This window comes from Desulfitobacterium sp., from assembly GCF_982384815.1.
Genome location: NZ_CEVWNY010000148.1, coordinates 1 through 6,452 on the forward strand (window position 1 = coordinate 1; position 6,452 = coordinate 6,452).

5 protein-coding genes are annotated in these 6,452 nt (G+C 47.4%); all 5 read left to right on the top strand.

All coding sequences use genetic code 11. The features are described 5' to 3' along the window. Window positions 1–1,675: DNA polymerase I (gene polA, locus AC1U9U_RS15015; RefSeq protein ID WP_479961362.1), on the top strand; the 1,675-nt coding region annotated here is incomplete at its 5' end. 11 nt (window positions 1,676–1,686) lie between these two features. Further along, on the top strand, window positions 1,687–2,508 hold the full coding sequence (gene mutM / locus AC1U9U_RS15020) for a bifunctional DNA-formamidopyrimidine glycosylase/DNA-(apurinic or apyrimidinic site) lyase (protein ID WP_479961363.1): 822 nt from the start codon (window positions 1,687–1,689) through the stop codon (window positions 2,506–2,508). 198 nt (window positions 2,509–2,706) lie between these two features. Beyond that, complete coding sequence (locus tag AC1U9U_RS15025) at window positions 2,707–4,587, top strand: ABC-F family ATP-binding cassette domain-containing protein (protein ID WP_479961364.1); 1,881 nt, start codon at window positions 2,707–2,709, stop codon at window positions 4,585–4,587. A 68-nt stretch (window positions 4,588–4,655) separates the two neighbouring features. Then, window positions 4,656–5,312: a sporulation membrane protein YtaF gene (gene ytaF / locus AC1U9U_RS15030; protein WP_479961365.1), complete on the top strand. Its 657-nt coding sequence runs from the start codon at window positions 4,656–4,658 to the stop codon at window positions 5,310–5,312. Between the two features lie 290 nt (window positions 5,313–5,602). After that, the gene (gene coaE / locus AC1U9U_RS15035; protein WP_479961366.1) at window positions 5,603–6,205 is read left to right on the top strand and encodes a dephospho-CoA kinase; all 603 of its coding nucleotides are present in this window, start codon (window positions 5,603–5,605) and stop codon (window positions 6,203–6,205) included. Window positions 6,206–6,452 lie beyond the last annotated feature (247 nt).

The following is a 6,452-nucleotide window of genomic DNA, read 5'->3' on the forward strand; positions in this document are numbered from 1 at the left end:
GTTAAGTAACCTTCTTATGTGGCAGGATCAGAAAACTCCTTTAGTCCTAGCCTATCGAAGCACGGGCGGAAATCCTCATTGGGGCAAGCTCACCGAATGGGGAATCGCTGTCGAAGGCAAATCCTATCTGCTTAGTTGGGTAGATGGAGTGGAGGAAGTTCGCCAAGCTTTTATTAAGTTATTGGAAGACTCCGATGTTCCTAAGCAGGTAGCAGATAGCAAAACCCTCTATACGCTGCTCTTCAATGAAGATATTAACCTAAGAGGAGTGGCCTTGGACCTTGGCTTGGCTGCCTACTTGATTAACCCTACTCGCACCAAGTTCGAGCCGGTTGAATTAGTCAAGGAATACATTCCTGGGGTCGGGGAATTTGGAAATTTGGCCGAGGAAGCTTCGGCTCTTGCCCAAGTGGCAGACTCTTACAAGGAAACCCTTGGGGAACTTGGACTGACTGCTCTTCTCCATGAAATGGAGGAACCTTTAAGCCCGATCTTAGCTCGGATGGAAAAGCAAGGGATTGCGGTAGATATCCAAAAGCTTGAGGAATTCGGTCGTGACTTAGCGGTAGAGCTGCAGCGACTGGAAGAGGAAATCTATAAGGATGCCGGAGAAACCTTCAATATTAATTCTCCTCAACAATTAGGCCATATCCTTTTTGAAAAATTAGGATTACCGCCCATGAAAAAGACAAAAACCGGCTACTCCACGGATGCGGATACTCTGGAAGAGTTGCGCACCCAACATACAATAGTGGAACGGGTCCTGGATTACCGCCAATTAAGTAAGCTTATGTCCACTTATGTCAATGGTTTATTGGCACAAGTCCACGAAGGCAGGATTCATACAACTTTTCAACAGACTGTAACTGCTACCGGGCGTTTATCCAGTACAGAGCCTAATCTTCAGAATATCCCTATCCGACTGGAGCATGGACGGTTATTGCGCAAAGTATTTAAGCCCACTCAAGAAGGCTGGGTGCTTCTGTCGGCAGATTATTCCCAAATTGAGCTGAGGATCTTGGCCCATTATGCCCAAGATGAAGTCCTCTGTGAATCCTTCTCTCTTAACCAAGATGTCCATACCCGGACCGCGTCGGAAGTGTTTGGGGTACCCATGGATGAGGTCACCAAGGATCTACGACGTAAGGCCAAAGCGGTTAACTTCGGCTTGGTTTACGGGTTAACGGATTTTGGTTTGGGCAGGGACTTAGGGATTTCTCGTAAAGAAGCTAAATCCTATATTGATAAATACTTCCTGCGCTATGAGGGAGTAAAACGTTATCTGGAAGAGATTGTGGTTAAGGCCAAAGAAGAGGGGCAGGTTCGCACTCTCTTGAATCGTTTGCGCAGAATCCCGGAATTGCGTCATCCTAATCGGGTGCAGCGTCAGTTCGGCGAGCGGATTGCCATGAATACTCCCATCCAGGGAACCGCTGCAGATATCATGAAGCTGGCTATGCTGGGGGTGGCCGAGGCTTTAGAGCCTTACCGGGCAAACCTTCTCTTGCAGGTTCACGATGAGCTGGTAATCGAAGTGGCACCGTCGGAAGTAGAAGAAGTGGCGAAGGTTGTCCGGGAAGAGATGGAAAACGCCTTCCCTCTCTCTGTGCCCTTGACGGTTGATTGTAAGGTTGGGCCTAATTGGTATGATATGGAGTCTTATTTTATAGTTTGAAGGTGTAAAAAATGCCAGAATTACCGGAAGTAGAGACGATTCGCCGTAGCTTAAGTCAACATATTCTCAATCTGAAGATTGAGGAAGTTTTGGTTCGCTGGCCCGGTGCTGTAGAAGGCTATGAAGGGAATGCCTTCGCCGATACGGTTAAGGGTCTGAGGATTGTGAGCATTGAGCGGCGGGGGAAATATCTTTTATTTACTTTAGAAGAAGGTTGGTCCTTTATCGCCCATATGCGCATGACCGGACGTTTGATTTATCACCGCTCAGCTTATGAGCCGGAGAAGCATACCCATGTGGTATTGAAGCTTTCTCAAGGGGAAATTCATTTTACCGATACCCGCAAATTTGGTCGCTTGCAGCTCGTATTAACAGAGGAGAGGCTAAATCAGCCATCTTTAGCTCGGCTGGGACCGGAGCCCTTGGGTGGGGATTTTTCCCCGGCAGAGCTGGAAAAACGCTTAGCCCAGCGTAAGCTGGCCATCAAGGGGGCCTTGTTGGATCAGGCCTTGGTAGCGGGAATCGGCAACATTTATGCTGATGAAGCTTTGTTTCGGGCGGGGATTACCCCGGAACGCAGTGCTAATTCTCTTAATTCCGAAGAGGTCGAGAAGCTTTACAATGCCATCTGTGAGGTTCTTAGGGAAGGCATCGCGGCCAACGGTACTTCTTTTCGGGATTATCAGGACGCCAATGGGGAAAAGGGAGCTTTTCAAAATGAGCTTAAGGTTTATGGTCGGGGGGGCGAAGCCTGCAAGGGCTGTGGGCGACCTCTCCAAAGAATACGCCTCGGCGGCCGGTCCACGGTTTTTTGTTCAAACTGCCAAAAATAAATAGCATTAGGTCAAGATACTTTGCTATGGTTCTATGACAATTGTGAGGGCTGAAGGTATTTGCCATCAAAGTATGACTGGTGAGATAGGGGGCTGTCATACCCGTTGACCGGTTTCATCCTGAAGGAAGAGTGCCGGAAGGATCATTTGAAACAAGGGACCTGTCCCCCTGTTTCACTATTAAAGGAGTATAGATATATGAGTATTCTTTACTGTCGGAGCTGTGGTGTGGATGTCTCCGGGGAAGCCCTTTTCCGACAAGTAACCTTTGCGGTGGAGAAAGGGGAAAAAGTAGGTCTGGTGGGGCCCAATGGAGCAGGGAAGACTACCTTGCTAAGGGCCTGTCTGGGAGAACATCGTTTAGAGAGCGGGGATGTTTATCTAACGGGAACTTGGGGCTATCTTCCGCAGAAACCTCTTATCGAAGAGCGGGGAACGGTCTGGGAGAGTATGCTGGAGGAACGGGCGGACCTGATCGAAATGAGGGAGCAACTCCGTGTTCTCGAAGAAAATATGGCAGATGCCGCCGATGAAAAGATTTTCGACCAGTACAGCAGGCTTACGGAGCGTTTTGAAAACAGTGGTGGCTATGCTTTGGAAGCTCAAATCCGTAAAATCCTCTCCGGTCTGGGGCTGATCAAAGAAGCAGATCAGTCCATCCAGCGACTAAGCGGAGGGCAAAAAACCCGACTGGCCCTAAGTAAACTTCTCCTCCGTTCACCGGAATTTCTGGTATTGGACGAGCCGACAAATCACTTGGATATGGATGCCTTGGAATGGTTGGAGGGATTTCTGCGGGGGTACTCAGGTGCAATCCTGGTTGTTTCCCATGATCGCTATTTCCTCGATCATGTGGTGGAGAAGGTTCTTCATTTAGAAAATGGGAACCTGAAGAGTTATCCGGGGAATTATTCCGAGTACGAACTGCAGCGGGCAGTGGAAGAGACCACTTTGGCTAGAGAAGCAGAACGGGTAAGCAAAAGAATCGCCCGACTGGAGGAATATATCCGCCGCAATAAGGCTGGACAAAATTCCAAACAGGCTCGGGGCCGGGAGACTCAACTAAATAAGATTAAGCCGATAGAGGTGAACAGAAATCCTAAGGATTTGCATATTTCTCTGGCAACCGGACGGCGCAGCGGGGATCGGACCCTGATGCTGGAAGAGGTGTCCATGGAGTTTCCCGGTCGCAAGCTTTTCCAAGGTGTCAATATGGAATTGCGCCGCGGGGATCGGGTGGCTCTGCTCGGGGCCAACGGAATCGGTAAAACCAGTTTACTCAAGGCCATCAAAGGCATACTGCCTTATAAAGGCGAGATTCGGCTGGGTGCCAATGTGCAGTTAGGATATTACTCACAGGAGCATGAGGAATTGCGGGGAAGGGGTAGTATTCTGGATGAAATCCGGGGAGACTCAGACTTGCTTGATCCGGAGATCCGCAGTTTGTTGGCCCGCTTCGGCTTTGTGGCCGATGAGGTCTTTAAGCCTGTTTCGGTTTTGAGTGGTGGCGAGAAAAGCCGACTGGCCTTGGCTAAATTGTTTCTCTCCCGAGGCAATCTTCTGCTCTTAGACGAACCAACTAACCATTTAGACACGCGGATGCGGGATGTTCTGGAAGAAGCACTCCAGGATTATGACGGCACCTTGCTGGTAGTTTCCCACGACCGCTACTTTTTGGACCGGGTAGTCAACAAAATTGCTCGCTTAACTCCTGAAGGACTAAAGTTTTATGAAGGGGACTACAGTGCCTATAAGGTTCAGCTGCAGGAAGAAGCAGCGGAAGCAGCTTCAGAGGAAAAGCTTGCTTTAGAGAATCGAGAAAAGAATATTGGCATGGCGACAAATAATAAAGGGAACTCTATAGCCATGGATCGGGAAGCTAAACGACGTCAAAAAAGGGCCCAGCAACTGGAAACTCAGATTGCCGGGTTGGAAGAGGAGCTAATATCCCTTGAGGTTCAGATGTCGGCAGCAACTTCGAATTATGAGAAGGCCATGGAACTCCACCAAGCTTATGAGGAAAAAAAGGCTCTGTTGGATAGTGCGATGCTGGAGTGGTTAGAAATAACAGAGGAATAAGAATCACCTAAAGAAGAGTTTACCCATATATTATCCTGCAAGATAAGGGAACTTACAGGAGGATGAATATGGGAGCTACAATACTCTTCGCACTAGCACTAAGTTTTGACGGATTTGGCGCAGGGTTATCTTATGGAATCCGAAGAATTCGAATTCCCCTTCTCTCTATGTTAGTCATGACTCTTTGTACAGTGGTAGCTATGGGGGCCGCGGTGTTTTTTGGAGATGTCTTGATGGGCGTCATTACCTTTCTACCACCCAATCTACTGGCGGCAGGAATTTTACTTAGTTTAGGCGGCTACCAACTGATAAAAGCGATCATACCGTTGATCCAAAGAGATGTTCCAAAGGCCGTACCGGTAAACGCAGTGACAGTGCGTCAGCCTATTATTAAGTTTGAGCTAAAAATCCTCGGTATCGTAGTACAGATTCTTAAAACCCCAGAACATGCGGACCTTGACGGCTCAGGTGTAATCAGTGGCAAGGAAGGTTTACTATTAGGAACGGCCTTGTCTATGGATGCATTCGCCTCCGGTTTAGTTATAGGTCTCGCAGCGGGAATTCTCAATTCCTTATCCGTAATTGCTTGGGTTGCCATAATGCAGTTTGTGATGATTAAGTTGGGGCAGGCTTTAGCCGGAAAAATAAGTGAAGAGCACCTAGGGAAACTAGGTCTTTTACCGGGAACAATGCTCATACTTATCGCTTTGGGAAAGCTCATTTGAAGGAGAGGCTATTGTATGTAGGCCGGGTCAAGATACTTCGCTAATCGCTCAGTATGACATGATGTAGATACTTCGCTAATCGCTCAGTATGACATGATGTAGATACTTCGCTAATCGCTCAGTATGACATGATGTAGATACTTCACTGCGTTCGGCATGACATGATGTAGATACTTCACTGCGTTCGGCATGACATGGTGCGTGTCATCCTGAGCGGGAGCGAAGGATCTTTTTCAAGGTAGATTTGTAGAGGGCAAAGGAATATATACAGAAGAATATGAGGTGATAGCATGTTCGTCATTGGTTTGACTGGGGGAATCGGCAGCGGCAAATCCACAGTCTCCCGGTGGCTCTCCCAACAAGGTATACCGATTATTGATGCAGACCGTACGGTCCATGAACTATATAATGAACCTGCGACCATTGCAGCTTTAACGGCTGCCTTTGGTCGTGATATTATGTCAGACGCAGGGGAAATCAACCGCCGCGCTTTGGGTAGGATTGTTTTTGCCGATGAGCAGGCTCGTCGACAACTGGAGCAGATTTTGCATCCCCGGGTAAGAGTTGCCATGCAAAAACAGCAAGAGGAACTTGAAGCGGCGGGGGGGAAAATCTGTGTTTGGGATGTGCCCTTGCTTTTTGAGGCGGGATATTATGAACAAATGGATGAGATCTGGGTGGTTTGGGTCCCTTTAGCTATACAAATCGAGCGGGTAATGAAGCGTGATGTCTTGCCGCGGGAAGAGGTGGAATTACGCATTCAAGCTCAATATTTGTTGGATGAAAAAAGAAAAAGAGCTAATGTTGTTATTGATAACTCTGGTAAATGGCAAGAAACTGAGCTACAATTAAGGAAGGAATTGGAAAGAATAATTAACCGCTGGATAAAATAGAATTAGGTATTGGATTTGATGGATAGGCCTAACTAATAGGCCTTTTCTGGGTCTATTGATCTATTTCTGGGAAAAGAATATTAATAGTATAATATTAGGGCTAGTCACATCTTGAAGAAACTTAAAATGCTTCATACTTTACGTTTTTAAATACTTATGAAATCAAGGAGTACCCATGAAAAAGAAAGGGTTTAAAGTGCGGCGCAAGAAAACAAGACCAGGTTTCTTTTTTACCCTGATCTTGTTA

What these genes read in the sequence shown, in the direction of transcription:
- coaE (WP_479961366.1), top strand. Translation starts at nt 5,603, where the DNA reads ATGTTCGTCATTGGTTTGACTGGGGGAATCGGCAGCGGCAAATCCACA.
- mutM (WP_479961363.1), top strand. Translation starts at nt 1,687, where the DNA reads ATGCCAGAATTACCGGAAGTAGAGACGATTCGCCGTAGCTTAAGTCAA.
- ytaF (WP_479961365.1), top strand. Translation starts at nt 4,656, where the DNA reads ATGGGAGCTACAATACTCTTCGCACTAGCACTAAGTTTTGACGGATTT.
- AC1U9U_RS15025 (WP_479961364.1), top strand. Translation starts at nt 2,707, where the DNA reads ATGAGTATTCTTTACTGTCGGAGCTGTGGTGTGGATGTCTCCGGGGAA.